This window comes from Plantactinospora sp. GCM10030261, assembly GCF_042666615.1.
GTDB lineage: Bacteria > Actinomycetota > Actinomycetes > Mycobacteriales > Micromonosporaceae > KBS50.
This window is the reverse complement of record NZ_JBHTDD010000006.1, coordinates 140,698-164,302: the sequence shown is the minus strand read 5'-3', so window position 1 is coordinate 164,302 and position 23,605 is coordinate 140,698. Positions and strand designations below refer to the sequence as shown.

At 72.8% G+C, this 23,605-nt stretch carries 28 protein-coding genes, 1 tRNA gene and 1 riboswitch; of the genes, 21 read left to right on the top strand and 8 right to left on the bottom strand.

The features are described 5' to 3' along the window. The first annotated feature begins 122 nt into the window (after positions 1 to 122). A complete protein-coding gene (locus tag ACFQUZ_RS10030; protein ID WP_377440498.1) occupies positions 123 to 824 on the top strand; it encodes a DUF4386 domain-containing protein in 702 nt (233 codons plus the stop codon). Here ACFQUZ_RS10030 and ACFQUZ_RS10025 read toward each other — a convergent pair. Then, positions 803 to 1,246, bottom strand: a complete 444-nt coding sequence (locus tag ACFQUZ_RS10025; protein WP_377440496.1) for a hypothetical protein — start codon at positions 1,244 to 1,246, stop codon at positions 803 to 805. The two genes, ACFQUZ_RS10030 and ACFQUZ_RS10025, sit on opposite strands and share 22 nt — an antisense overlap. 251 nt (positions 1,247 to 1,497) lie before the next feature. On the opposite strand from ACFQUZ_RS10025, the gene ACFQUZ_RS10020 reads away from it, so the two are divergent. From ACFQUZ_RS10020 to selB, 3 genes are all read left to right on the top strand, one after another. Further along, positions 1,498 to 1,593 (top strand) — tRNA-Sec (locus tag ACFQUZ_RS10020). Positions 1,594 to 1,672: 79 nt separating this feature from the next. Then, positions 1,673 to 2,971 carry an L-seryl-tRNA(Sec) selenium transferase gene (gene selA / locus ACFQUZ_RS10015; RefSeq protein ID WP_377440494.1) on the top strand — a complete coding sequence of 433 codons (1,299 nt, stop codon included), beginning with the start codon at positions 1,673 to 1,675 and terminating at the stop codon, positions 2,969 to 2,971. Between the two features lie 34 nt (positions 2,972 to 3,005). Then, positions 3,006 to 4,811: a selenocysteine-specific translation elongation factor gene (gene selB / locus ACFQUZ_RS10010; protein ID WP_377440493.1), complete on the top strand. Its 1,806-nt coding sequence runs from the start codon at positions 3,006 to 3,008 to the stop codon at positions 4,809 to 4,811. Positions 4,812 to 4,883: 72 nt separating this feature from the next. On the opposite strand, the gene ACFQUZ_RS10005 is transcribed toward selB, so the two are convergent. Continuing rightward, positions 4,884 to 5,102 (bottom strand): hypothetical protein, encoded by a 219-nt coding sequence (locus ACFQUZ_RS10005; RefSeq protein ID WP_377440492.1) that lies wholly within the window; start codon positions 5,100 to 5,102, stop codon positions 4,884 to 4,886. Positions 5,103 to 5,310: 208 nt separating this feature from the next. Between ACFQUZ_RS10005 and ACFQUZ_RS10000 the strand changes: the two genes are divergently transcribed. Continuing rightward, a complete protein-coding gene (locus ACFQUZ_RS10000; RefSeq protein WP_377440490.1) occupies positions 5,311 to 5,466 on the top strand; it encodes a hypothetical protein in 156 nt (51 codons plus the stop codon). 7 nt (positions 5,467 to 5,473) lie between these two features. Here ACFQUZ_RS10000 and ACFQUZ_RS09995 read toward each other — a convergent pair whose 3' ends face one another. The 4 genes from ACFQUZ_RS09995 to ACFQUZ_RS09980 all read right to left on the bottom strand — a co-directional run bounded on the left by ACFQUZ_RS09995 (position 5,474) and on the right by ACFQUZ_RS09980 (position 8,210). Continuing rightward, positions 5,474 to 6,142 carry a hypothetical protein gene (locus ACFQUZ_RS09995; protein WP_377440488.1) on the bottom strand — a complete coding sequence of 223 codons (669 nt, stop codon included), beginning with the start codon at positions 6,140 to 6,142 and terminating at the stop codon, positions 5,474 to 5,476. 339 nt (positions 6,143 to 6,481) lie between these two features. Next, the gene (locus ACFQUZ_RS09990) at positions 6,482 to 6,916 is read right to left on the bottom strand and encodes a hypothetical protein (protein ID WP_377440712.1); all 435 of its coding nucleotides are present in this window, start codon (positions 6,914 to 6,916) and stop codon (positions 6,482 to 6,484) included. A gap of 137 nt (positions 6,917 to 7,053) precedes the next feature. Beyond that, positions 7,054 to 7,266 carry a phosphatidylethanolamine-binding protein gene (locus ACFQUZ_RS09985; protein ID WP_377440486.1) on the bottom strand — a complete coding sequence of 71 codons (213 nt, stop codon included), beginning with the start codon at positions 7,264 to 7,266 and terminating at the stop codon, positions 7,054 to 7,056. Positions 7,267 to 7,313: 47 nt separating this feature from the next. After that, positions 7,314 to 8,210: a universal stress protein gene (locus tag ACFQUZ_RS09980; RefSeq protein WP_377440484.1), complete on the bottom strand. Its 897-nt coding sequence runs from the start codon at positions 8,208 to 8,210 to the stop codon at positions 7,314 to 7,316. Between the two features lie 496 nt (positions 8,211 to 8,706). Here ACFQUZ_RS09980 and ACFQUZ_RS09975 point away from each other — a divergent pair, with 496 nt between their 5' ends. From ACFQUZ_RS09975 to ACFQUZ_RS09930, 10 genes are all read left to right on the top strand, one after another. Then, positions 8,707 to 9,168, top strand: a complete 462-nt coding sequence (locus ACFQUZ_RS09975; protein WP_377440482.1) for a MarR family winged helix-turn-helix transcriptional regulator — start codon at positions 8,707 to 8,709, stop codon at positions 9,166 to 9,168. Between the two features lie 332 nt (positions 9,169 to 9,500). Beyond that, complete coding sequence (locus ACFQUZ_RS09970; RefSeq protein ID WP_377440480.1) at positions 9,501 to 10,148, top strand: CDP-alcohol phosphatidyltransferase family protein; 648 nt, start codon at positions 9,501 to 9,503, stop codon at positions 10,146 to 10,148. After that, on the top strand, positions 10,145 to 11,068 hold the full coding sequence (locus ACFQUZ_RS09965) for a DUF881 domain-containing protein (RefSeq protein ID WP_377440478.1): 924 nt from the start codon (positions 10,145 to 10,147) through the stop codon (positions 11,066 to 11,068). Before ACFQUZ_RS09970 ends, ACFQUZ_RS09965 begins: the two co-directional genes overlap by 4 nt. Next, positions 11,065 to 11,397, top strand: coding sequence for a small basic family protein (locus ACFQUZ_RS09960; RefSeq protein ID WP_377440476.1), 333 nt, complete (start codon positions 11,065 to 11,067; stop codon positions 11,395 to 11,397). The genes ACFQUZ_RS09965 and ACFQUZ_RS09960 overlap by 4 nt, the downstream gene beginning before the upstream one ends. 11 nt (positions 11,398 to 11,408) lie before the next feature. Next, positions 11,409 to 12,542, top strand: coding sequence for a DUF881 domain-containing protein (locus tag ACFQUZ_RS09955; protein ID WP_377440474.1), 1,134 nt, complete (start codon positions 11,409 to 11,411; stop codon positions 12,540 to 12,542). Positions 12,543 to 12,605: 63 nt separating this feature from the next. Beyond that, on the top strand, positions 12,606 to 12,986 hold the full coding sequence (gene gcvH, locus ACFQUZ_RS09950) for a glycine cleavage system protein GcvH (protein WP_377440472.1): 381 nt from the start codon (positions 12,606 to 12,608) through the stop codon (positions 12,984 to 12,986). Between the two features lie 212 nt (positions 12,987 to 13,198). Next, positions 13,199 to 13,651 (top strand): FHA domain-containing protein, encoded by a 453-nt coding sequence (locus ACFQUZ_RS09945; RefSeq protein ID WP_377440470.1) that lies wholly within the window; start codon positions 13,199 to 13,201, stop codon positions 13,649 to 13,651. Next, complete coding sequence (locus tag ACFQUZ_RS09940; protein WP_377440468.1) at positions 13,648 to 14,418, top strand: MerR family transcriptional regulator; 771 nt, start codon at positions 13,648 to 13,650, stop codon at positions 14,416 to 14,418. Before ACFQUZ_RS09945 ends, ACFQUZ_RS09940 begins: the two co-directional genes overlap by 4 nt. Before the next feature lie 404 nt (positions 14,419 to 14,822). Further along, on the top strand, positions 14,823 to 15,287 hold the full coding sequence (locus ACFQUZ_RS09935; RefSeq protein ID WP_377440466.1) for a bifunctional nuclease family protein: 465 nt from the start codon (positions 14,823 to 14,825) through the stop codon (positions 15,285 to 15,287). Positions 15,288 to 15,453: 166 nt separating this feature from the next. After that, positions 15,454 to 16,053, top strand: a complete 600-nt coding sequence (locus ACFQUZ_RS09930) for a MerR family transcriptional regulator (protein ID WP_377440464.1) — start codon at positions 15,454 to 15,456, stop codon at positions 16,051 to 16,053. 70 nt (positions 16,054 to 16,123) lie between these two features. On the opposite strand, the gene ACFQUZ_RS09925 is transcribed toward ACFQUZ_RS09930, so the two are convergent. Beyond that, positions 16,124 to 16,282 (bottom strand): hypothetical protein, encoded by a 159-nt coding sequence (locus ACFQUZ_RS09925; protein ID WP_377440462.1) that lies wholly within the window; start codon positions 16,280 to 16,282, stop codon positions 16,124 to 16,126. A gap of 116 nt (positions 16,283 to 16,398) precedes the next feature. On the opposite strand from ACFQUZ_RS09925, the gene ACFQUZ_RS09920 reads away from it, so the two are divergent. The 5 genes from ACFQUZ_RS09920 to gcvP all read left to right on the top strand — a co-directional run bounded on the left by ACFQUZ_RS09920 (position 16,399) and on the right by gcvP (position 21,765). After that, entirely contained in the window at positions 16,399 to 16,569 is a 171-nt protein-coding gene (locus ACFQUZ_RS09920; protein WP_377440460.1) for a hypothetical protein, read from the top strand. A gap of 338 nt (positions 16,570 to 16,907) precedes the next feature. Continuing rightward, positions 16,908 to 17,330, top strand: a complete 423-nt coding sequence (locus ACFQUZ_RS09915) for a group 1 truncated hemoglobin (RefSeq protein ID WP_377440459.1) — start codon at positions 16,908 to 16,910, stop codon at positions 17,328 to 17,330. Between the two features lie 2 nt (positions 17,331 to 17,332). Beyond that, a complete protein-coding gene (locus ACFQUZ_RS09910) occupies positions 17,333 to 17,611 on the top strand; it encodes a hypothetical protein (RefSeq protein ID WP_377440457.1) in 279 nt (92 codons plus the stop codon). A gap of 138 nt (positions 17,612 to 17,749) precedes the next feature. After that, positions 17,750 to 18,601 carry an NAD-dependent protein deacetylase gene (locus tag ACFQUZ_RS09905; RefSeq protein ID WP_377440455.1) on the top strand — a complete coding sequence of 284 codons (852 nt, stop codon included), beginning with the start codon at positions 17,750 to 17,752 and terminating at the stop codon, positions 18,599 to 18,601. Positions 18,602 to 18,746: 145 nt separating this feature from the next. Beyond that, positions 18,747 to 18,842, top strand: a riboswitch (glycine riboswitch). Between the two features lie 70 nt (positions 18,843 to 18,912). Continuing rightward, positions 18,913 to 21,765 (top strand): aminomethyl-transferring glycine dehydrogenase, encoded by a 2,853-nt coding sequence (gene gcvP / locus ACFQUZ_RS09900; RefSeq protein WP_377440710.1) that lies wholly within the window; start codon positions 18,913 to 18,915, stop codon positions 21,763 to 21,765. A gap of 26 nt (positions 21,766 to 21,791) precedes the next feature. Here gcvP and ACFQUZ_RS09895 read toward each other — a convergent pair whose 3' ends face one another. Continuing rightward, complete coding sequence (locus tag ACFQUZ_RS09895) at positions 21,792 to 21,992, bottom strand: DUF5999 family protein (protein WP_377440453.1); 201 nt, start codon at positions 21,990 to 21,992, stop codon at positions 21,792 to 21,794. 122 nt (positions 21,993 to 22,114) lie between these two features. On the opposite strand from ACFQUZ_RS09895, the gene ACFQUZ_RS09890 reads away from it, so the two are divergent. Then, positions 22,115 to 23,422 carry a chorismate-binding protein gene (locus ACFQUZ_RS09890; protein WP_377440451.1) on the top strand — a complete coding sequence of 436 codons (1,308 nt, stop codon included), beginning with the start codon at positions 22,115 to 22,117 and terminating at the stop codon, positions 23,420 to 23,422. Positions 23,423 to 23,605 lie beyond the last annotated feature (183 nt).

Genomic DNA, 23,605 nt, shown 5'->3' with positions numbered 1-23,605 from the left:
TCCTGACGGATGCCCACCGGCGCCGCGAGGAGTGCCCGAGCGGCCGATGCGCCAGCACGCCCATCTGCAGGAGGGTGACGACACGAGCACCGTCGGTTCAACCACCGCGACGAAGGAGCCCGATGGACGCCCTGAGAAGGACCTCGCTGGCCGCCGGCGGGTGCTACGTGCTCACCTTCGTCTCGATCCCGACCGTCGGCCTGTACGGCCCGGTGCACGACGCGGACTACATCGTCGGCACCACCTCGGAAACCCCGGTCGTCGTCGGCGGCGTTCTTGAGATGATCGTCGCCCTCGCCTGCATCGGCACCGCCGTCGTGCTGTACCCGGTGCTCAAACGGCAGGGCGAAACCCGGGCGCTGGGCTTCGTCAGCGCCCGGGTTCTCGAAGCCGCCGGCATCCTCGTCGGCGTCGCCAGCCTGCTGACGGTGGTGGCCCTGCGGCCGGCCGAATCCGGGGCGGACGCCCTGGTCACCGGGCGGGCGCTGGTCGCCTTCTACGACTCGGTCTTCCTGCTCAGCCAGGGCTTCCTGCCGGCGGTGAACGCCCTGCTGCTGGGGTCCCTGCTCTACCAGTCGCGCCTGGTGCCGCGGGTGCTTCCCGCGCTCGGGCTCGTCGGGGCGCCCCTGCTCGTGTTCTCCGACGTCGGCGTGCTGTTCGGCCTATGGGACCGGCTGTCCCCGGGGACGGCGATCGCGGCTCTCCCCATCGCGGCCTGGGAGTTCTCGCTGGGCGTCTACCTCATCGTCAAAGGCTTCCGACCCCTGCCCGAGGACGGGCAGAGGTCGGACCTCACCGTCGTTCAGCAGGGGCAGACGGCGTAGTGGAGCCAGGGACTGTCGATGGACAGGATAACTCTGGGGGTGGAGCTGGTGTCCCAGACCTTGACCCTGGCCTTGGCGACACCGTTGGGAAAGTCCTCCCAGATCATGCGGGTGAGCGCGTCGGTCCGGGTGCCGCATGACAGCTTGCTGGTCGAATGCCGCTCCTCCAGGCTGTTGTTGACCAGGTACACCCGCCAGTAGCCGCAGTTCGACGGTTTCTTGTACAACCATCCCTGCGCGGAGAACCGGGCACCGTCCGTGAAGACGCAGACATCTGCCTCGAAGCCGTTCCCCACATACGTCGGCTCCCGACACTCCCGCCACCACTCGGCCGCAGAGGCCGGAGACGACGGGACCAAGGCGATGCCGAGGGTGAGGATCAGGCTGCCCAGCATGGCCGACAGCCGGCCGGCCATGGGCATCCGGTGACGCTGTCGGGCTCTGCCGGCCGGGATCGGTTGAGTCTCGCCCTGGCTGGTCGGACTGGTACCACGCTCCACTGTGTCCCCTTTCCACCGGCGGTCGCCGGCCCACTGGCGATAGGTAACCATCGTTCGATGGCAGCCGATACCTCCCGCGGAGGGATCTTGATCTACCACCTGGGGGGTATGGACCCGGCCGGAAGTCGTCGGCCGCCGGGCGGGCCGGCGACCGGTGTGATTAGGTGAGCCACGGAGGCGTTCAGGTGGCTGGTGCCCCTCCCGGTCTTCAAAACCGGTGCGGCCCGGGATCCGGGCCGGGCGGGTTCGATTCCCGTCCGCCTCCGCCAATGGAGGGATCCACCGGGGCCGGGTCCGGACGCGCGGACCCGGCGACCCGACGGCACCGAGAACGCGGAGGGAACGCGCATGGAGGACCCGCGCCGGCACATTCCGCGTACCGACGTGGTGCTTGCCGATCCGCGGCTCAGCACTCTCGCGGCCAGCGCGGGTCCGGCGGCGGTCAAGGCTGCGGTGACCGCCGCGCAGCGGCGGGTCCGGCTCGGCGAGATCGCCCCCGATCAGGTGGCCGAGACGGCCGTCGCGGCGCTGACCGCCCCGGTCGACGGGCTGCGCCCGGTGCTCAACGCGACAGGCGTGCTGCTGCACACCAACCTCGGCCGGGCGGCGTTGTCGGCGGCGGCGGTGGACGCCTTGGTCGCCGCCGCCGGGCACACCGACGTCGAACTCGACCTGACCACCGGCCACCGGGCCCGGCGCGGACGGTCCACCCTGGCCACGCTGGCCGCGGCGGTGCCGGACGCCGGCGCGGTGCACGTGGTCAACAACGGTGCCGCGGCCCTGGTTCTCGCCGCCACGGCGCTCGCCGCCGGCCGGGAGATCGTGGTGAGCCGCGGCGAACTCGTCGAGATCGGGGACGGGTTCCGGCTGCCCGACCTGCTGGCCAGCACCGGCGCCCGGCTGCGTGAGGTGGGCACCACCAACCGCAGCACGGTGGCCGACTACGCGGCGGCGATCGGCCCGGACACCGGCTTCGTCCTCAAGGTCCACCCGTCGAACTTCGTCATCCACGGCTTCACCGCCACCCCCGGCGTCGCCGACCTGGCCACGCTGCCCGTGCCGCTGGTGGTGGACATCGGCTCCGGCCTGCTCGCCCCCGAACCGGCCCTGCCCGACGAACCCGACGCGGCCAGCACCCTGCGGGCCGGCGCCGCGCTTGTCACCGCCAGCGGCGACAAGCTGCTCGGCGGCCCGCAGGCCGGCCTGTTGCTCGGCGACGCGGCTCTGGTCGAGACGCTGCGCCGGCATCCGTTGGCCCGGGCGTTGCGGGTGGACAAGCTCACCCTCGCCGCGCTGCGGGCCACCCTGTACGGCCCCGAGCCGCCCATCCGGCGGGCGCTGCTCGCCGACCCGGCCGCGCTGCGTCGCCGGGTCGACCGGCTCCGCGACCGGCTGGCCGCCGCCGGGATCGAGGCCGAGGTGGTGTCGTCGGTCGCGGTCGTCGGTGGCGGCGGCGCACCGGGCGTCGAGCTGCCGTCGTGGGCGCTGTCGCTGCCCCGGCGGTACGCCGAGACGCTACGAACCGGGACGCCACCGGTGGTGGGACGGGTGGAACACGGCCGGCTGCTGCTGGACCCGCGCTGCGTGCCCGAGGACGCCGACCCCGACCTCGCCGAGGCGATCCTGCGTGCCGTGGGGACCGGCTGATGCCTTCGGCGCCGCCTGCCGTGGGAACCGGCTGATGCACGTCGTCGCCACCGCCGGGCACGTCGACCACGGCAAGTCCACGCTGGTCCGGGCGCTGACCAGGATGGAACCGGACCGCTGGGCCGAGGAACGCCGCCGGGGCATGACCATCGACCTCGGCTTCGCCTGGACGACGCTGCCGTCCGGGCGGACGCTCGCCTTCGTCGACGTACCCGGGCACGAGCGGTTCGTGCCCAACATGCTGGCCGGTGTCGGGCCGGTGCCGGCCGCGCTGCTCGTGGTGGCCGCCGACGAGGGGTGGATGCCGCAGTCGGCGGAGCACCTCGCCGCGCTGGACGCCCTCGGCGTCCGTCACGGACTGCTCGTCGTCACCCGCACCGACCTCGCCGATCCGGCGGCCGCCACCGAGCTGGCCCGGGAGGAGATCGGCGCGAGTTCGCTCGGCGCGGTCGAGGCGGTCGCGGTCAGCGGGCTGACCGGCGCCGGCCTGCCGGACCTGCGGGCCGCCCTGGACCGGCTGGTCGCCGGCCTGCCGATCCCGGATCCGGCGGCGCCGGTGCGGCTGTGGGTGGACCGGTCGTTCAGCATCCGGGGGAGCGGCACCGTGGTCACCGGGACGCTCGGCGCGGGCCGGTTGCGGGTCGGCGACGAGTTGGAGTTCGCGGGCCGGCGGGTGCGGGTGCGCGGGCTCCAGTGCCTCGGCGCCGCGGTGGACGAGGTCGCGGCGGTCGCCCGGGTCGCGGTCAACCTGCGGGGGATACGCCGAGACGAGGTACGCCGCGGCGACGCCCTGCTCACCCCCGGGCGGTTCGCCCCGGCCGACGTGCTGGACGTCCGGATCACCGGCGAACCGGCCGGCACGCTGCCCGCCGAACTGACCCTGCACGTCGGGTCGGCCGGCGTGCCGGTGCGGGTCCGCCCGCTCGGCCCGGACACCGCCCGGCTGCGGCTGGCCCGGCCACTGCCATTGCGGGTCGGTGACCGGGCGCTGCTGCGCGATCCGGGTCGGCGGTTCGTGGCCGGCGGGGTGACCGTGCTGGACGTGGCGCCGCCGGCGCTCACCCGCCGTGGCGCGGCGGTCGCCCGAGCGGCGGTGCTGGCCGGGCTCGACGGACGGCCCGACCTGGCCTCGGAGTTGCGCCGCCGCGGGCTGGTCGAGCGCACCGACCTGGACCGGATGGGGATTCCGGCGTCCGGGGCGCCGGTCGCCGGCACCTGGTACGCCGACCCGGACCACTGGTCCGCGCTGCGTTCCCGACTGGTCGAGGAGACCCGGCGGCATCTCGCGGCGCGGCCCCTTGATCTCGGCGTACCGGTGGAGACCCTGCGTCGACGGCTCGGCCTGCCGGACCGGGCACTGGTCGAGGCGCTGGTGGCCGAGCCGCCGGTGGTGGACGCGCGGGTCGGGGCGTCGGAGGGACCGGCGCTGCGGCTGGTCGAGGGCCGGGTGGTGCCGGCGGGGGACCGATCCGGCCTGCCGACGCCGTTGGCCGGGGCGGTGCGTCGGTTGACCGCCGACCTGGCCGACCATCCGTTCCGCGCGCCGGAGGCGGCCCGCCTCACCGAGTTGGGGTTCGGACCGCGGGAGATCGGAGCCGCGGTGCGCGCCGGGGCGGTGCTCCGGCTCGCCGACGCGGTCCTGCTGCTGCCGGACGCGCCGGAGCGGGCCGTCCGGGTGCTCGCCGGTCTGCCGCAACCCTTCACGCTCAGCGCCGCCCGGCAGGCGCTGGGCACCACCCGGCGGGTCGCCGTACCGCTGCTGGAACTGCTCGACGGGCGTGGGGTGACCCGGCGACACCCGGACGGGACACGGGTGCTCGCCCCTTCCCGCTCGATCTAGGGCAGATGGTAGCTGTTTGATGTCCGATCACGACCATCTGCCCTAGATCGCGAGCGTCGGCGCGGCCCGGCATCAGTCCGGCTGCAGGCTGTCCAGCTCGATCTTCTGGTACATCAGCCAGCGGGCCAACGCGGGCAGCCCGAGCAGCCACAACGGTGCCGACTCGGTCGTGCCGTTCGTGGCGTAGATGGCGAACCGCAGGTCCGGTGCCCGGTACGCCTCGATGCGCCAGCGGTGGTAGCTGTCCCGCCACACCGCCGCCGGGTCACCCATGTCCGCCGGGTCCTCCATGGCCCAACGGTAGGACCCCTCCGGAGCGCCCGAGGCCGTTCGCCGGGACCGGGACCGCGGCCGCCCCACCGCTCATCCCCGGGCAGCGGGACCTTCGCGCTCGGTCGGCGAGAACGGGGCACCGGGTGGCGGTTTCACGTTCCGCTGCGCTCGGTGCCACCTGTCATCTAGTTTGCCAAACGTGAATAATAAGGGATTTCGCGCGGTTTTGTCGATCCTGGCCGGGCTCGCGGTGATCTACCTCGGCAGCGGGCAGGAGGACGGATCGCACCAGGTGACAAATGCCCTGCTCGTCATCGGCGGCCTGGCCGGGTTGATCGTCTGGAACCTGACCAGACCCACCACCAACAAACCGGTGAGCTGACGCCTGGTCACCGTCCGGCATCGGCAAGGGACCGTTCCCTGCCCAACGTCGCGGCGTCCTCGCCGGCCAGCGACGACCGGATCAGCGCGGCGGCCAACCGGGGCACGTCGACCGGCCGCACCAGGGCAGCCAGCGCGTTCGGGTCGGTGGGCAGCCGCAGGCGTTTGGCGCCGGACACGGCGCGGCGATCGAGAAACGGCCGGACATCGGACCAGACGCCCTGCACCTCGCGGAGGAAGATGTCCGCCCCGGTGGGCCCGATACCGGGGAACGCGGTCAGCTCCCGGCGTACCGCCGCCGGGTTCGCGCCGGTCTCCCGGTGCAACCGGCGCAGGTCCCCGTGCCAGCGGTCGGCGCAGAGCCGGGCACCGTCGCCAAGCATGGTGGCGGTGCGCTCGTCGTACCGCCGGTAGTGGCCACGTCCCAGCGCGTCCACCCGGTCCTGCCAGGTCGCCTTGAGCATCGCGGCGGGGGTGCGGCAGCCGGCGGCGAACAACTCCCGCGCGGCGGCGACACCCACCCCGGCCCGGATCCGGGTGCTCAGCAGCGTGGCCAGCACCAGCAGCTGGTAGAGGGGCCCGGGCCGATCCGCCAGCTGGATGCCGGCCTCCTCGGCATACGTGCGACCGTGCCGGTCGAGCAGGTTCGTCACGATCGTCCGCTTGTCGACTGTCATGATCGCTCCATCCCTGATTCCGGGTGCGCGGACCGGCCGGTGCGACGGTCCGGCGGCCGCGGGCGAGCCAACCCTGGTCGAACGAATGCCGGCTCGGGGCGGCGGGTAACCGGGGGCGAGGACGGAAGGAGTTCCGCCATGCCCAATGTGCAGCAGCCCGAGATGCGACGTAATGGCCTGAACCCGACGGTTCAGGACAGCCGGGAACCAGCTCCGGGTGATCGTCCCGGCCAGCGCGGAGGCGGCGGCCGACCCGTACCCCGGGAGCAGGTCTCCCCGCACGGCCCGAACGGACGGCCGGTGACCCGTCGCCGCTGACCACACCGGCTCCAGGACCCGTCACACCCGCTCCAGAGTGGTCGCGGCCACCAGGCCGTAGGCCAGATGGGGCACGACGTCTGAGAGCCAGTCGGTGACGCTCCAGCTCCGCGGGTCGGTCACCCGGAGCACCGTCATCGGCGTGTCGGCGCCGACAAGCGCTCCCGCGCCCAGCAGTGTCGCGGCCACCGGCAGCGGCATCCGGCGCCGAACCAACACGGCGTAGCCCACCGCGGTCGCCACGCCGGAGAGATGACCCAGGATCGGCCCGAGGCCCGCGCGGCGGTTCGCCGCCCGGTCCTCGGGCCCGAGCCACAGGTGGGTGGCGCCGGCCAGCCGCCGTACCGTCTCGTCCGGAGTCCCGCTCGACGGTCGCCCTCGCAGGGCCATGTCCAGGTACGTCACGACGTTCAGCGCCGCGCTACCGGCGAGCCCGGCCAGCACGCCGGCCAGCAGCCGATGCCCGGTGTCCGCGGCGCGCCGTCCCGCCAGCCAACCGCCGCCCGCCGATGCCCATCCGCCACGCAGCAGCGGGCCGGCCATCGCCCGGCGCAGGCCGGAAGCGGGTACGCCGCGGGCGAGCGTCGTGGTCATCACGACTTCCGCTCGCCGGGTCCGCGTTCGCCCTGGGGACCGAGTCCGCGCTCACCCCGGACGAATCCGCGCTGCCCCCGGGCGTCCTGCAGGACCCGGTTGGCCACCTCGTCGGCGTCCTTGTCGACGGCCTGGCCGGAGTTTTCCAACCCTTTGCGCAGCCGTGACCGTTGAGTGTCGTACTTCTTGCTCCCTGGCCGTGGTCCGGGCATGTCGGTGCCTCCCTCACGCTCGACGTGCGCCCCGGGGTCAGGGCGGACTACCCGTGCGGAGGGCCGTCATGCGCCATCGGCGCGATGACCGTGGGGCACTCGGCGTGATGGAGCACGGCCTGGGACACCGAGCCGAGGATGAGCCCGGCCAGGCCGCCCCGGCCACGGGCGCCGATGACCAGCAGTTGGGCGCGGGCGGATTCCTCGATCAGCGTGGGTGCGGCCCTGCCGTGCGCCACTCGCCGGATCATCGGTACGTCCGGATAGCGGTCCTGCCACGGCGCCACCGCCTCGGCGACCCGGCGGTCCTCCTCGGCGCGCAATGACTCGGTGTCGTAGACCAGCGGCATCATGTCGCCGGGACCGGTGGACCGGGGATGCCGGAAGGCGTGCACGGCCCGCAGCTCGGCGCCGCGCACCGCGGCCTCCTCCACGGCGACGGCCAGCGCTCGCTGCGAGGTTTCCGAGCCGTCGACCCCGACCACCACCGGTCCGGGGTGCTCGGTGCCCCGGGCCACCAGCACCGGCGAGGCGGCGTACGAGGCGGTCTGCAGCGCGATCGACCCGAGCAGCAGGCTGGCGAACCCGCCGAGGCCGCGGTCGCCGATCACCACGAGACAGGCGTCGCAACTCTCCTTGATGAGCACCGCCGCCGGCTGACCGTCCACGATCTCCCCGTCCACCGGTACGTCCGGGGCAGCCCGGCGGGCCTCGGCCAGGGCGTCCGCGACGATCCGCTCGGCCTGATGCCGCAGCCCGCCTTCCTCCGGCCCGGCGGGTGGTGGCCGCACGTCGACGTGCATGGTGGGCCAGACGAACGCGTGCACGACCCGCAGCGGCCGTCGCCGGCGCCGCGCCTCGGCGGCGGCGAGTTCGATCGCCCGACGGGAGTCCGGCGATCCGTCCACCCCGACCACCACCGCGGCGTGCCTGTGTCCGTCCACCTTTCCACTATCCCTATCGCGGGCTGTGGCCTGCGGCGATACCGGAAACGAGGCTCGTCGGCCACCGACCGGGCTGCCGCGGGCTGGTCCGCGCCGTATGCTCTTTGCCCAACGGCAATGAACGGGTGGGAGGGCATGATCGACCAGACCGGTACGGTCACCGCCCACCCGCAGGGCTCGGGGTCGCGCCCGGCAGTCGAGCCCCGCCGTGGTGGTGCCTGCCCGGTGCGGAGCGCGACCACCGTCGCGCCACCGGTCCGGGATCCGACACCTGTACGGACAGGCGGCCCGGCTCGGGCCGCGAGGTCGCGGTCGAGGCGGTTGGTACGGTGATGCGAGAATTGTGGGACTATCGCGATGATGTCGGCGTACACGACCGTGTCGTCGATGTTCGTCCCCGACGGCCGGTTACCCCAGCGGTGCGGTCGAACCGGTGACGGCGGCCGTGCCGAGTCGCGCTGACGGCACCATGAACAACAACTCAGAGGACAGCCGGATGGATCGACCTCCGACCCTCGCCGAGTCGGTCGAGGCGGCAGCCGAAACCCTCGTCGGCGTGCTCGAAGCGGCGCGGACCAGGCATCCGTCCCCGGTGTCACCGACCCAGCTTCGGGTGCTCTCCCTGATCAACAGTCGGCCGGTCACAAACGTGAACACGCTCGCCGAACTGCTGCACGTCGTGCCGTCGTCGGCCAGCCGGTTGTGTGACCGACTGGAGGCCATCGGGTTGGTGTGCCGGGTGGTCGACCAGCGGGACCGCCGCGAGGTCCAGCTGCGGTTGACCGGCGCGGCCCGCACGCTGCTTGACGAGTTGCGGGACCAGCGCCGAGCGGCGCTGGAGACGGTGCTGGTCCGGATGCCCGTCCGCGCCCGTGAAGAACTGCTGTCGGCACTTGTCGCCTTCGGCGAGGCGGCGAACTCCGCGGAAGTTCCGGAGCAGCGCGCCCGGACCGCGTAGTCGTCTGTCGACGCTGACCCCTCCGGCCCGCGCGCCCGTCGTCGTTACAGCACAGCCTCCTAGGATGCTGTACGCGGAGTGGCGCGCCTCACCCGCCAACCGCGACCACGCGGCATCACCGCCGGTGAGAGGCCTGAGAGGGCGTCGCGGCGTGGCGCGTCGCGAATCGTCAAGATCGACTAAGGCCCGCTATAGTTCGCATCTGGCAGCCCGACCGCGGAGGTTCCCGCAACCAACCGGCTGCCGTCGTGTGCCACGCCGGGAGACCGGGGACGCGCGGTCCCACCGCCGCCGGGTACACCCTGGACGAACGTGCCGTGGAGGGAGGTCCGGTGTCACGTCGGCCGGCGCGGGCCTCGGCGCCCCAGCCACCCGCCGACGCCACCGTCCGCCCGGGGCGGGGAGGCGTCCTCACCATCCCCAACCTGATCAGCTTCGCCCGGTTGGCCGGCGTACCCTTCTTCCTCTACCTGCTGCTGGGGCGCCGGGCCGACATCGCCGCCGTGGTGGTACTCGCCATCGGCGGCAGCACCGACTGGGTGGACGGTTGGATCGCCCGCCGGATGGGCCAGGTGAGCCGGCTCGGCGAGCTGCTCGATCCGCTGGCCGACCGGCTCTACATCCTGGCCACCCTGCTGGGATTCACGCTGCGCGAGGTGGTTCCGTGGCAGTTCACCGTGGCCCTGCTCGCCCGTGAGGTGCTGCTCGGCGTGCGGCTGCTGGTGCTGCGGGGTTACGGCTACGGCCCGCCGCCGGTGACGTACCTCGGGAAGACCGCCACCTTCACGTTGCTCGCCGCCTTCCCGGTGTTGCTGCTCGCGGCCGCCGCGCCCGGCACCGCCGCGGTGGCGTCGCCGATCGGCTGGGCGCTGGCCTGGTGGGGGCTGGTGCTCTACTGGGCCGCCGGGGTGCTCTATCTGGTGGAGGCGGTCGGACTGATCCGGCTCGCCCGGACCGCCCGACCGCGGGAGGTCGGATGACCGAGCGCCGACGGCAACCGTCCGACCTGGGACGGGCGCGGGTGTACACCCCCGACTTCCTCACCGAACTGTTCCGCAATCCGCTCGAACCCGGGTACGCCGACGCGGCCCGGCGACGGGCCGACGGTGGCCGGAGCGGGTCCGGTCCGACCGCCCGCACGATCAGCCTGGTCGTGCTGGTGGTGGTCGGATTCCTGTTCGCGGTCGCCTACCGCCAGACGATGGCCGACGAGCCGAGCCGCAGCAAGGCGCGCGCCGGGCTGGTTCAGCAGATCACCGAGCGCGAGCAGGAGAACGACCGGTTGGCCGAGCGGGCCGATGCCCTGCGGCTCGAGGTGACCCGGCAGCGGGCCGCCGCGCTCGGCGACACCGAGGCCGCCCGGCTGCGCGACCTGGAGGCGGTCACCGGACTCGGTCGGGTCCGCGGTGACGGGGTGGTGGTCCGGGTCGCGGACGCCCCGGACGAGGAGGACGCGGTGACGGGGGAGCGCGGGCCGAACCTGGGCAAGATCCTCGACACCGATCTGCAGAACATCGCCAACGCCCTCTGGGCATCCGGGGCGGAGGCCGTCTCGATCAACGGGCAACGGCTGACGGCGACCTCCACGATCCGTCTCGCCGGCGATGCCATCCTTGTCGACTTCCGGCCGGTGACCAGCCCGTACGAGGTCTCGGCGATCGGGCCGGACCGGATGCTGGACCGCTTCTCCGGCAGCGGGGCGGCGGCCACCATGCGGGCCGTCGCCGACCGGTACGGTGCGGCGTTCGGGACGAAGCGAGCCGACAACCTGGTCCTTCCGGCGGCCAGTCAGCCGCGCCTGCGCCACGCCGAACTGCCTCCCGCACCGTCCCCGACCGCGGGGGTCGGGAGTTCGTCCACCCACAGCCCCACATCCACCCCTTCCGGAGGCGGCCGATGATCGCTGTCCTGGCGCTGATCGCCGGCGTGCTGCTCGGCGTCGTGCTCGACCCCACAGTGCCGGCGGCGCTGCAGCCGTACCTGCCGATCGCCGTGGTCGCGGCGCTGGACGCCGTCTTCGGTGGTGTCCGGGCGAAGCTGGACCGCATCTTCGACGACAAGCAGTTCGTCATCTCGTTCATCTCGAACGTGCTGGTCGCCGGGGTGATCGTCTATCTGGGCGACCAGTTGGGCGTGGGCGGGCAGTTGTCGACCGGCGTGGTGGTCGTGCTGGGGGTGCGGATCTTCGGAAACGTGGCGGCGATCCGCCGGCACCTGTTCCGGGCGTAGGTTGGACGGCGATGAGCACGCAGCATGAGGACACCGGCACCGGCTGGCCACAGCCGGACGAGCCGCCGTCGCCCGCCGTCCCGCCGGACCCCCGGCCGGACGCGCCGCCGGCTGACGGCGTTCCGCCGGGACCGGACCGCGCCGCCGAGCCGGCCGTTGACCGGCCGCCGGCCGAGCCCGAGCCGGCCGGTGGTGGCGCGGCGGACGACGCCGGGCCAGGTCCCGCCGGGTCGGCGGAGGTGGTTCCGCCGCAGGACGAGGCGACCGTACGGCTGGACCGGTCGGACACCGACGTGTCCGGCCCCCACGACGAGGAGACGGTGCGGCTGGGCCCGCCGACGGCCGGCGCGCTTCCGGCTCGGGACCAGAGTGTGCGGGACTGGCCCGCGGACGCCACGGGCGGTCCGCCGGCCGGTGACGCGCCCGGCAGCGGCCGGGATCGCGCCGGACCGCACCGGCCCAGCGCCGCCGGCGTGATGATCGTCGTCCTGCTGGCGCTGCTCGGGTTCACCCTGGTGGTGCAGCTCAAGAACAACTCCACCGATCCGGCGCTCGGCGCCACCCGGCAGGAGGACCTGGTGCGGATCCTGTCGGACCTGGAGGCCCAGCAGCAGCGGCTGCAACAGGACGTCACCGAGCTGGAGGACAGTCAGCGACAGCTGACGTCCGGCGCGGAGGGCCGCCAGGCCGCGCTCGAGGAGGCGACCCAGCGGGCCGACGAGCTGGGTCTGCTGGCCGGGACGTTGCCTGCCCGCGGCCCGGGGCTCAGTGTGCGGTTCGTCCCGGGAGACGAACCGATCGAGGCGTCCGCCCTGCTCGACGCGGTGCAGGAGCTGCGCGGCGCGGGTGCCGAGGCGATGGAGATCACCGGCGGCGACGGGCCGGCGGTACGCATCATCGCGTCGACCTACTTCGTGGACTCCGACGGGGGCGTGGACGTGAGCGGGCGCCGGTTGTCGGGCCCCTACACGATTTCGGTGATCGGTGATCCGGAGACGATGCGGACGGCGTTGAACATTGCCGGCGGGGTGGTCGCGAGGGTGAAGGGCGACGGCGGTAACGTGATCGTCAACGAGCGCGAGGTGATCGACATCGAGGCTCGGAGCAACGCGCCCGATCTGAAGTACGCGCGCCCGGTTTCCTGACCGGGCGCGCGTCGGTCCGGTCCATCCGGCACCGAATCAGTACGACGACGAAGGACACGTCTGGTGATTCCTGAGGACCTGCGGTACACCGCCGAGCACGAGTGGGTCGGCGGAGATGGCAGCGGCCCGGTGCGGGTGGGCATCACCCACTTCGCCCAGGACGCGTTGGGTGACATCGTCTACGTTCAGCTGCCCGACGAGGGAGCGTCGGTCGAAGCCGGCCAGTCGTTGGGCGAGGTGGAGTCGACCAAGAGCGTGTCCGAGATCTACGCGCCGCTGTCCGGCACGGTGGTGCGGCGCAACGACCAGTTGGCCGACGCGCCGGAGACGATCAACACCGATCCGTACGGGGCGGGTTGGCTGATCGAAATCGAGGTTTCTGATCCGGCGACGCTGGACGGGTTGCTCAGCCCGACGGCGTACCGGGAACTCACCGAAAGCTGATGCCGGCCGCGGCCGCAAGGTCGCGTCCGCGCGTCCGGTTGCCCTGCATTTCGGCGCTGGCTAGGCTCGCCCAGTCGACCGAAGACCCAATAGTTGCGCGTTGCGGAAATGCCTTTCCGGGCACGGGGAGCCAGCCGCCGGGCCGGTGATAGCCCGGCGGCCACACCCGCCATTACCCGACGCCGACCGAAACAGATCCGTGAGGTGGTCCAATGACGCGCCCAGACGACGAGTTCCCCCCACTCGACGTCACGTCGACGCTCAATCTCGGTTCACTTGACGAAGTGCTGGAGGGGCCCGACGCCGACGTCGTGCCGAGCCGGATGTCCGGTTCGCTGCCCCCGGGGATGGCACTGCTCGTCGTGCGGCGTGGCCCGAATGCCGGTGCACGGTTCCTCCTGGACCACGATGTGACCACGAGCGGCCGGCACCCGGACAGTGACATCTTCCTCGACGACGTGACCGTGTCACGGCGGCACGCCGAGTTCCACCGGGACGGCGGCACCTTCACCGTGCGGGACGTGGGCAGCCTGAACGGCACCTACGTCAACCGGGAGCGGGTGGAGGCCGCCACCCTGAGCAACGGGGACGAGGTGCAGATCGGCAAGTTCCGGCTGGTCTTCATCGCGGGGCCGCGTCCGGAGGAGGAGGCCTTCCGGGGGTGAGCGACCGTGCTGCGGCCGCGTCCCCCGACGGTCGTGTCCCGCGCTCGGACGGTCGCGCCCACCCACTGATGAGCATCGGTGAGGTGCTGGCTCAGCTGCGGGTCGAGTTTCCGGACACGACGATCTCCAAGTTGCGGTTCCTGGAGGCGGAGGGTCTGGTGGAGCCGCGGCGGACGCCGTCCGGGTACCGCAAGTACAGCTGGGACGATGTGGACCGGCTGCGGTTCGTCCTCACCGCGCAGCGGGACCAGTACCTTCCGCTGCGGGTGATCCGGGAGCAGTTGGCCGCCCGGGACGCCGGCGACGAGGTGACCCGGCCGCGGCCGGCGTTGGTGGCGGTGGGGCCCTCCGGCGAGGTGCCGGGTCAGTCCGTCGAGGGTGCGCTGGACGGTGCCGAGGTCCGGCTGGACCGGACGGACCTGCTCACCCGCAGCGGCCTGGATGCCGCGACGTTCACCGAGTTGGAGCGGCTCGGCATCGTCGTGTCCACACCGCCGGGGTGGTACGACTCGGACGCCCTGATCATCGCCCGGGCGGTGGCCGGGTTGGCGGAGTACGGGCTGGAGCCGCGTCACCTGCGGGCCTACCGGACGTCGGCGGACCGGGAGGTGGGGTTGTTCGCGCAGCTGGTGGCGCCGCTGGCCCGGCAGAGTGATCCGGCGGCGCGGGCCCGGGCCGCGGAGACGGCGCGGGAGTTGGGCGCGTTGTCGCAGCAGTTGCACGCGGCGCTGGTCCGGGTCGGGCTGCGTACGGCGCTGGGGCGTTGACCGGGTCCGGAGGCCACCGGGCGCCGTAACCGCCGGGGTGGGAAGCCCGGTCCTGCCCGTCACGGGCCTGACCCGGGTGGTGCGGTGCGGCAGCGCCTGGTTCACCCGGCCGGCGGTGCCGTCGACTGGTGAGGTCGTGGCGTCGGGCCGGTACGTCGACGCGGTGCGTCGTCGCCGTCCCGGATGTCGCGGCGCCGCCCCGGTGATCGAGTCAAAGATCTTCGGTCGGGGGCGTGCCGTAGGCTTCCGGGGGTAAGCCGTTCGAGCACGGTGGACCGGGCAACGTGCCGGCGGCGGTCCTGCTGTGGCCCGTGTACCGTGCAGGGATGGGCGGACCCGGCCGGTAGGTGGGGGTTCCGCCACGCGGGGACGGGACGGCGACAGACGACGACACGGAGGCGGCGGTGCGTGAGCTGAGCGTGGTCGGGGTTCGGGTGGAGCTGCCCACGAACCAGCCGATCGTCCTGCTCAGGGAGGTCGATGGGGACCGGTACCTGCCGATCTGGATCGGCGCGGTGGAGGCCACCGCGATCGCCTACGAGCAGCAGGGGGTCAAGCCGGCCCGGCCGCTGACCCACGACCTGCTGCGGGACATCCTGGCGGCGGTGAAGGCGCCGCTGCGCGCGGTGGAGATCACCGAGCTGAAGGAGAACATCTTCTACGCCGACCTGCTGATCGGTGACGACCTGCGGGTCTCGGCCCGGCCGAGTGACTCGATCGCGTTGGCGTTGCGCGTCGGGGCGCCGATCCGCTGTGCCGACGAGGTGCTCGCGGAAGCCGGCATCGTCATTCCCGATGAGCAGGAGGACGAGGTGGAGAAGTTCCGGGAGTTCCTGGAGCAGGTCCGCCCGGAGGACTTCGCCGGCTGATCCGGCGCGCTGGCGAGTCCGGCTCGCGCGGTGTACTCGCGTCTGGCGGCGTGTCGCGCCCTTTCGTGCGGGGTTCCACGCCGAGAGCGCTATAGGGTTGCCTTCGTCGAGGGGTGACTCGTCCCCGTTACCGGGGATGGCACCGCAGCGCGGGGAGGTTGTCCGGATGCATGAGCCACAGGATCCCGATCCGGTTGGCGCAGCACGCGGCGAGGGCGGCGTGGAGGGACCGGACGGCACGGCGGCGCACGACGGGCCGGTGGGCTATCGAGGCGTGACAGCCTGCCACGGAGTGGGGATCAGTTACCGCCAGCTCGACTACTGGGCACGCACCGCTCTGGTGGTGCCGAGTGTGCGGGACGCGTCGGGGTCGGGCACCCAGCGGCTCTACTCGTTCCGCGACCTGGTCGTGCTCAAGGTGGTCAAGCGGCTACTGGACGCCGGCGTCTCGCTGCAGAACATCCGTCGGGCGATCGAGACGTTGCGGTCCCACGGTGTGGAGGATCTGGCGGGCATCACCCTCATCTCCGACGGCACCACCGTGTACGAGTGTCGTTCGCCCGAGGAGGTGGTCGACCTGTTGCAGGGCGGCCAGGGCGTGTTCGGCATCGCGATCGGCGGCGCGTTCAAGGAAATCCAGGGCTCGCTGTCGCACCTGCCGGCGGAGCCGGCCGGTGAGGCGGTTCCCAGCACGCCTGCGGTGGACGACGACGCCGAGGTGGGCGACGAGTTGGCGGCGCGACGGGCCCGTCGACGGGCGGGCTGAGCGGGTCGGCACCGCACGGGCCCGTCGACGGGCGGGCTGAGCGGGTCGGCACCGCCCGCCGGAGCGTCGGCTAACCGGCGACGCCGACCGCGTGCCGGATGGTGTCCGGCTGTTCGAGCAGGGCCAGCATCGCGACGGCGAGATCTTCCCGGGTGATCCGGCCGCGGCCGCGGACCGATGCCTCCATAGCGGTGCGGTAGCGGCCGGTGGCCGAGCCGTTGGTCAGCATCGGTGGTCGCGACGGTCCAGTCCAGGTCGTCGGCGTCGCGTAGCAGGGGCTTCCATGGTCCGCAGGTCCTCGTAGTGGGGGGTTAACAACTGCGGGCCGAGCAGCGGGGTGGCCGGGTGCGTCCGGACGCCGACGCGGACGCGGCGGCCTCGCTGTTGCTCGGCGCCTGCCTGCACCACGCGGTGTTGAGCAGCTTCGCCGAGCGGCCGACGCCAACCGCGCAGTTGGCGGATCGGGCCCGGGCACTGGCCGAGGTGCTCGCCGCCGGGCTGCGCCCGACTGACTGAACGCTCACCCGGCCACTGTGGATGCCCGGCCGACTCCGCCAGCTCCGCCACCCCCGCCGCTCCGTCGGTAGGCCCGCCGGTCCCGTCAGCGGGACCGCGCCACCCGGACGGAAACCGTGTGCTGGTTCACATGCCACCTGCGCGAAGATGCCGTGACTTGCAGCGATGTCGGTCGTTAAAAAAATCGGGCTATCAGCGTCGACATGCGCGAGTGCGAGCATGATGCGGCGGCACCTGGCCAGCCCCAATAAGGTCCGATACCCGACAGCACGGTTATGTCGTGGCGGTGTCCCCCCCTCCGCCATTCCCCCTGAAACCCGTCGGAAGGAACTCCCCTCATGAGCGACGCGACTGCTCCGATCGACAATGCCGCGCCGGCCGCCGCCGGCCCGACGCATTTCGAGCGGATCGGCGGCACGCCCGCCGTCAAGGCCGCCGTCGACCTGTTCTACGAGCAGGTGCTCGACGACCCGCAGCTGGCGCCGTACTTCGTCGACGTCAACATGCCGGAGCAGCGCCGGCACATGGTGCTGATGCTGACCCTGGTCCTGGGCGGACCCAACGCCTACACCGGCCGACCGCTGGACGAGGCGCACAAGCCGCTGAACATCCCCGGTGCCCACTACGAACTCGTCGGCGAATACCTGGTCCGCACGCTGCGCAAGCTCGACGTGCCGGCCGACGTCATCGACGACGTACAGGCCATTCTCGGTCAGGTGCGCGGCCAGGTTGTCTCCGACGGCGATCCGGTGGGCGCCTGAGCGTGGATGCCACTCGGCTCAAGCAGAGCTGGAACCTGGTGACCTCACACGGTGACCAGGTTCCGCTCTACTTCTACTCGACCCTGTTCCTCACCCATCCCGACGTGCGCGAGATGGTCCCGACCACCATGGCGGGCCAGCGGGACCGGCTCGTCACCGCGCTCGGGCACATCGTCTCCAATGTCGACCGCATCGACCAGATCAGCGGCTTCGTCCAAGGATCTCGGCGCCGATCACCGCAAGTTCGCCGTCCGGCCGGAGCACTATCCGGCTGTCGGTGAGGCACTGCCGGCCACGCTTCGGCATTTCGGCGGCGATCAGTGGACCGATGCCGGTCCGCGCCACCGATGGCGACGTCCCCGCTCACCGGCGCCGGTGGCCGCTCGCCGTCGGGGCCCTCGCTGAGGCAGCATGGACGCGTGACGGAACTGGCGGGGGCGCGCCTCGACGCGCTGGCGGAGCTGGTGGCCGGTGGCGATGTCGTGGTGCTCAGCGGCGCGGGACTGTCCACCGAATCGGGCATACCGGACTACCGGGGTCCGAGCGGTGCCGCGCGCCGGCACAGCCCGATGACGTACCAGACGTTCACCGGGGACCCCGTCGCCCGGCGCCGCTACTGGGCCCGCAGCCACCTCGGGTGGCGCATGATCGCCCGGGCGGCCCCGAACGACGGCCACCGGGCGGTGGCGCAGTTGCAACGCTCCGGCCGGCTCGCCGGGATCATCACGCAGAACGTGGACGGGCTGCACCAGGCCGCCGGGGCCCACTCGGTCGTCGAACTGCACGGCAGCCTCGACCGGGTGATCTGCCTGGCCTGTGGCGACGTGACCGCCCGGCAGGAACTGGACGCCCGGCTCCGGGCCGCCAACCCGCGCTTCACGGCGGCGGTCACCGCGGTCAACCCGGACGGTGACGTGGACCTGCCGGACGTCGAGATCGACCGGTTCCGCCCGGTGGATTGCCGCGACTGCGGCGGTCTGGTGAAGCCGGACGTGGTCTTCTTCGGGGAGACGGTGCCCGCGCCCCGGGTGCGGCACTGCTTCGACCTGGTGGAGCGGGCCCGGCTGGTCCTGGTTCTCGGCTCGTCGCTTACCGTGATGTCGGGGCGGCGGTTCGTGGTCCGGGCCGCCAAGCTCGGCATCCCGGTGGCGATCATCAATCAGGGGCCGACCCGCGGCGACGACCACGCCACCTTCACCGTCGGCGCGCCACTCGGCCAGGCCCTGCCCGACCTGGTCCGCCGAGCGACCCCCGCCCCGGCCCCGGCCTGACCCCCCGCCGTCGCTTCGATCATGAACGTACTCGGCATGTCGATCTCCCGAACGGCCGGTGACTTGATGATCGACCGGGACGGGCGGGTCGGCGCGGGACGACGTTCGCGCACGATCGGCGCGCTGGTAGCGTGGAGCGCGTCATACCACCCACGTGGGAGAGATCGCCCGGCACGCCGGGCGGCGCCGAAGGGGCAACTCCTCCCCGGAACCTCTCAGGCAGAAGGACCACGTGGGCAACGGCACTCTGAAGCGCGCGTCGTGGCGTGACAGAGGGGGAGGCCGATCCGTCGACCTCCCGGGAGTACGCGATGACCGTTCCGCAGTTCGTTGACCGGCACGTCGGTCCGGACGCCGCCGCCGAACGCCGGATGCTGGAGACCGTGGGTTTCGGCTCCGTCGACGAGCTGATGGACGCCGCGATCCCCGAGGTGATCCGCTGGCACGGCACCCTCGACCTGCCCCCGGCGGCCACCGAGGAGCAGGCGATCGCCGAGCTGCGCGCCCTGGCCGGCCGCAACCGGGTGGCCGTCCCCATGATCGGCCTGGGCTACCACGGCACCCACACCCCCGCGGTGATCCGCCGCAATGTGCTGGAGAACCCGGCCTGGTACACGGCGTACACCCCGTACCAGCCGGAGATCAGCCAGGGCCGGCTGGAGGCGCTGCTCAACTTCCAGACCATGGTCACCGACCTCACCGGCCTGACCACCGCGAACGCCTCCATGCTCGACGAGGGCACCGCCGCGGCCGAGGCGATGACTCTCGCCCGCCGCGCCGCCAAGACCACGAGCAACGTGTACGTCGTCGACGCCGACGCGCTGCCGCAGACCATCGCCGTCATCGGCACCCGCGCCGAACCGCTCGGCATCGAGGTGCGGGTGCTCGACCTGGCCACCGAGGAACTGCCGGCCGAGTTCTTCGGGCTGCACCTGCAGTACCCGGGCGCCTCGGGGGCGGTGCGGGACCACGCCCCGCTGGTCGAGGCGGCACACGCGGCCGGCGCGTTGGTCACCGTCGCCGCCGACCTGCTGGCGCTGGCCCTGCTGCGCCCGCCCGGCGAGATCGGCGCCGACATCGCCGCCGGCACCACCCAGCGGTTCGGGGTACCGATGGGCTTCGGCGGTCCGCACGCCGGCTACCTCGCGGTACGCGGCGGGCTGGAGCGGATGTTGCCGGGCCGGCTGGTGGGGGTGTCCCGGGACGCCGACGGCGCGCCCGCGTACCGGTTGGCGTTGCAGACCCGGGAGCAGCACATCCGCCGGGAGAAGGCGACAAGCAACATCTGCACGGCCCAGGTGCTGCTGGCCGTGATGGCCGGCATGTACGCGGTCTACCACGGCCCGGACGGGCTGCGCGGCATCGCGCGGCGGGTGCACGGCCGCGCCTACGGGTTGGCGGAGTCGCTGCGCGCGGCCGGGGTGCCGGTGGTGCACGAGCACTTCTTCGACACGGTGACGGTGCGGGTGCCGGGCCGGGCCGGGGAACTCGTCGACCGGGCCCGGGAGGCGGGGATCCTGCTGCGGCTGGGGGACGCCGACACGTTGAGCGTGAGCGTCGACGAGACGACGACCGACGCGACGATGGACACGCTGCGGGAGGTGCTCGGCGGGCAGGAGGTCGGCTGGGCCGGTTACGGCCCGCTGCCGGGGGTGCCGGACGGCCTGCTGCGGACCACCGATTTCCTGACCCATCCGGTGTTCCACGCGCACCGGTCGGAGACGGCGATGCTGCGTTACCTGCGCCGGCTGGCCGACGCCGACTACGCCCTGGACCGCGGCATGATCCCGCTCGGGTCGTGCACGATGAAGCTGAACGCCACCACCGAGATGGAGCCGGTGAGCTGGCCCGAGTTCGCCAACCTGCACCCGTACGCGCCGGCCGACCAGACCGCCGGCTACCGCGAGCTGATCGGTCAGTTGGAGACCTGGCTGGCCGAGTTGACCGGGTACGACGCGGTGAGTGTGCAGCCCAACGCCGGCTCCCAGGGCGAGCTGGCCGGGTTGTTGGCGATCCGTGGCTGGCACCGCGGCCGGGGCGAGGCGCACCGGGACGTCTGCCTGATCCCGTCGTCGGCGCACGGCACCAACGCGGCCAGCGCGGTGATGGCCGGAATGCGGGTGGTCGTGGTCGGCTGTGACGCCGAGGGCAACATCGACCTGGCGGACCTGGATGCCAAGATCGAGAAGCATCGGGACGCGCTGGCGGCCATCATGGTCACCTACCCGTCGACGCACGGGGTGTACGAGACCGGTATCGCCGACCTGTGCGCCAAGGTGCACGACGCCGGCGGCCAGGTGTACGTCGACGGGGCCAACCTCAACGCCCTGGTGGGGTTCGCCCGGCCCGGCCGGTTCGGCGCGGACGTGTCGCACCTGAACCTGCACAAGACGTTCTGCATTCCGCACGGTGGCGGCGGCCCGGGAGTGGGGCCGGTGGCGGTGCGCGCCCACCTCACCCCGTTCCTGCCCGGCGACCCGCTGGCCGCGGCCAGCGGTGACCAGAGCGGCGGTGACGTGGCGCGGCCGGTGATCTCGGCGGCGATGCACGGGTCGGCCGGCATCCTGCCGATCCCGTGGGCGTACCTGCGGATGATGGGCGCCGACGGCCTGACCCGGGCGACCGGCGTGGCGGTGCTGGCGGCGAACTACGTGGCGGCCCGGCTCCGTGGCCACTATCCGGTGCTGTACGCGGGGAACAAGGGCTTGGTTGCCCACGAGTGCATCCTCGATCTGCGGCCGTTGACCAGGGCGACCGGGGTGAGCGTCGACGACGTGGCGAAGCGGCTGATCGACTATGGCTTCCACGCCCCGACGATGTCGTTCCCGGTGGCCGGGACGCTGATGGTGGAGCCGACGGAGAGCGAGGATCTCGCGGAGCTGGACCGGTTCTGCGACGCGATGATCGCCATCCGCGAGGAGATCGACCGGGTCGGTGCGGGACAGTGGCCGGCGGGGGACAATCCGCTGCGCAACGCGCCGCACACCGCCGCCATGGTCACCGGTGACGAGTGGGAGCGTCCCTACCCGCGGTCGCTGGCGGCGTACCCGGCTGGGGTGTCCCGGGTGGGCAAGTACTGGCCGCCGGTACGCCGCATCGACGGCGCGTACGGCGACCGGAACCTGGTCTGCGCCTGCCCGGCGCCGGAGGCGTTCGAGGGCTGACGCGGTCGTTACGGAGGGTGGTCGGGTCAGACCGGCATGGCGTGCCGGGCCGGCCCTCGGTGGGGCGCGACGGTGCTGCCGTCGGGCAGCAGTTCGCCGGTGTCCTCGAACACGATCACCCCGTTGCAGAGCAGGCTCCAGCCCTGCTCACGGAAGCAGGCGATGACCCGGGCGGCCTCGCGGTCGGTAGCCTCGGCGGAGGGACAGGTGGGTTGGTGCTGACACATCGGGTTCTCCGGAAGTGGGGGTGCTGTGTCATGGTTCACATGATCAGTGACGCACGGTACCAAGCAGAAGCGAACTCCATCGAGCAGAAACCCGTCGGAGTCGCACAGAATCCACCCAACGGATGAGGCAAGTGGGTCCACTCGGTGTGGAATCGGTTCCATACGTGTCGCGCGCCGCGATCGACACGTCGCGCAGCGCTGTCGCGGCGGTGCCGTTGGTGACGCCCACCCCCATGGGCTCCCCGGGCGGCTGCCGTGACCGACTGGTCGAGTTGGGCCGGCTGGAGTGGCGGCTGGGTGACGCCGGCGACCCGGCGCAGACGCTGGAGGACTTCCTCGCGAGGTACGGCCTACCGGTCGTCGACCTGGCCGCCGGTCCCGACCCGTCGCACCGGGCGGGCGGCGCGTACCCGTCAGGCACCCATCCGCCGGACCGGCTGTGCGGGACGTACCCCGCAGCTTGGGTGTGCGGCGCCGCGGTACTGGTCGGCGCCGCCGCGGCGGCCCGGATGACCGGTGCGCCAGCAGGCCCCGCCACGCCGGCACCGGCCGTACCGGACCTGGTGGCGATCGTGTACGGCCATGACGAGGCCCCCCGCTCCGTCGTCCCGGCGGCCGGGCACTGGTCGGTCGGGCCGTGGCAGGACAGTTGGACCGCCCGGGAGCACGCCGACGCCGTGCGGCGGGTCCGCGCCGCGATCGGCCGTGGCGACGTGTACCAGGTCAACGTGGTGGGTCACGCGCGGGCCCGGTACAGCGGCGATCCCGCGCGGGCGCTGCACCGGCTCTCGGTGCTGCCGGGCGCCCGCTACGGCGGGGTGCTGGCCGGTGCGGGGTGGGCAGTGGCGTGCGCCTCCCCGGAGACGCTGGTGGAGGTGGTCGGCGGTCGGATCGTCACCCGACCGATCAAAGGCACCCGACCGGCGACCCCGGTCGGCCGGCGGGAGCTGCTCGCGTCGGCGAAGGAACGTGCCGAACACGTGATGATCGTCGACCTGGAACGCAACGACCTCGCGCGGGTGGCCCGGATCGGCTCGGTGCGGGTCACCGACCTGTTCGCGATCCGCCGCTGGTGCGGGTTGTGGCAGGCGGAGTCGACGGTGGAGGCGGACCTGCGTCCGGGCGTCGGGCTGGCGGAGTTGCTGCGTGCGGTGTGTCCCGGCGGGTCGGTCACCGGTGCGCCGAAGCTCGCCGCGCTGGCGGAGATCGCCGGGTTGGAGCCGGTCGGGCGCGGCCCGGCCATGGGACTCGCCGGTTGGGTGGCCGCCGACCGGATCGATCTCGGGCTGACCATCCGGACGGCCGCCGCCGACGGCGAGCACCTGCACCTGTGGGCCGGTGGCGGCATCACCTGGGGCAGCGATCCGGCCGCCGAAGTGGCCGAGGCCGCGGCGAAGGCCGGTCCGCTGCGTGCCGCGCTGACCGGCTGACCCCGCGCTGACCCGCCGCGTGGGGCTGACCGGCTGCACTGCGCTGACACGACCGCACCGCACCGCGCTGACACGCCACGCCGCACCGCGCTGACCGGACCAAGCCAGCCGCACGGTCCGGTGTCGCGGTGGCCATGGTCGACTCGGTATGCGGCATGTCGGGGGGTGAGCGTGGTCGTAATG

Coding starts and splice junctions, on each gene's coding strand:
- ACFQUZ_RS10030 (WP_377440498.1), top strand. CDS start 123: ATGGACGCCCTGAGAAGGACCTCGCTGGCCGCCGGCGGGTGCTACGTG.
- ACFQUZ_RS10025 (WP_377440496.1), bottom strand. CDS start 1,246: ATGCCCATGGCCGGCCGGCTGTCGGCCATGCTGGGCAGCCTGATCCTC.
- selA (WP_377440494.1), top strand. CDS start 1,673: ATGGAGGACCCGCGCCGGCACATTCCGCGTACCGACGTGGTGCTTGCC.
- selB (WP_377440493.1), top strand. CDS start 3,006: ATGCACGTCGTCGCCACCGCCGGGCACGTCGACCACGGCAAGTCCACG.
- ACFQUZ_RS10005 (WP_377440492.1), bottom strand. CDS start 5,102: ATGGAGGACCCGGCGGACATGGGTGACCCGGCGGCGGTGTGGCGGGAC.
- ACFQUZ_RS09995 (WP_377440488.1), bottom strand. CDS start 6,142: ATGACAGTCGACAAGCGGACGATCGTGACGAACCTGCTCGACCGGCAC.
- ACFQUZ_RS09985 (WP_377440486.1), bottom strand. CDS start 7,266: ATGCCCGGACCACGGCCAGGGAGCAAGAAGTACGACACTCAACGGTCA.
- ACFQUZ_RS09975 (WP_377440482.1), top strand. CDS start 8,707: ATGGATCGACCTCCGACCCTCGCCGAGTCGGTCGAGGCGGCAGCCGAA.
- ACFQUZ_RS09965 (WP_377440478.1), top strand. CDS start 10,145: ATGACCGAGCGCCGACGGCAACCGTCCGACCTGGGACGGGCGCGGGTG.
- ACFQUZ_RS09960 (WP_377440476.1), top strand. CDS start 11,065: ATGATCGCTGTCCTGGCGCTGATCGCCGGCGTGCTGCTCGGCGTCGTG.
- ACFQUZ_RS09955 (WP_377440474.1), top strand. CDS start 11,409: ATGAGCACGCAGCATGAGGACACCGGCACCGGCTGGCCACAGCCGGAC.
- ACFQUZ_RS09945 (WP_377440470.1), top strand. CDS start 13,199: ATGACGCGCCCAGACGACGAGTTCCCCCCACTCGACGTCACGTCGACG.
- ACFQUZ_RS09930 (WP_377440464.1), top strand. CDS start 15,454: ATGCATGAGCCACAGGATCCCGATCCGGTTGGCGCAGCACGCGGCGAG.
- ACFQUZ_RS09925 (WP_377440462.1), bottom strand. CDS start 16,282: ATGCTGACCAACGGCTCGGCCACCGGCCGCTACCGCACCGCTATGGAG.
- ACFQUZ_RS09915 (WP_377440459.1), top strand. CDS start 16,908: ATGAGCGACGCGACTGCTCCGATCGACAATGCCGCGCCGGCCGCCGCC.
- gcvP (WP_377440710.1), top strand. CDS start 18,913: ATGACCGTTCCGCAGTTCGTTGACCGGCACGTCGGTCCGGACGCCGCC.
- ACFQUZ_RS09895 (WP_377440453.1), bottom strand. CDS start 21,992: ATGTGTCAGCACCAACCCACCTGTCCCTCCGCCGAGGCTACCGACCGC.
- ACFQUZ_RS09890 (WP_377440451.1), top strand. CDS start 22,115: ATGAGGCAAGTGGGTCCACTCGGTGTGGAATCGGTTCCATACGTGTCG.